This is a genomic window from Glutamicibacter sp. 363 (assembly GCF_052379505.1).
Classification (GTDB): domain Bacteria; phylum Actinomycetota; class Actinomycetes; order Actinomycetales; family Micrococcaceae; genus Glutamicibacter.
In genome coordinates this window covers 1-350 of record NZ_JBQSYR010000096.1, presented here as the reverse complement: position 1 = coordinate 350, position 350 = coordinate 1, and the positions used below count along the sequence as shown (strand labels likewise).

Here is a 350-nt window from a genome sequence, read left to right as displayed (position 1 = left end):
TTATGTGCGGCAGCGTCGGGTAACGAGCCTGTCATTTCATCATAGTAGGCACGCTCAAATTCCTCGGGAGTTTGGTGATCCAGCGAGGAATGCAAGCGATCATTGTTGTACCAAAAGACCCAGTCGAAGACGACCTCAACGACATCTGATTCGGTCTTCAACGCACCACTACGGAAGGGAGAACCCTTGGCCACGGCTTCATTCTTGAATAATCCCATGACCGTTTCGGCAGCCGCATTGTCGTACGCATCCCCGACACTGCCAATCGACGGAACCAGCCCCTCAATTTCTAAGGTGTCGGTGTAACGGATCGAGGTATATTGCGAGCCAGCGTCCGAATGATGTAGAAG

General features: G+C 52.3%; 1 protein-coding gene. It reads right to left on the bottom strand.

The window, feature by feature from the left end; all coding sequences use genetic code 11:
• The coding region (locus ACT3UA_RS19010; RefSeq protein ID WP_444617897.1) for a transposase at nucleotides 1-350 on the bottom strand (350 nt) is incomplete at both ends.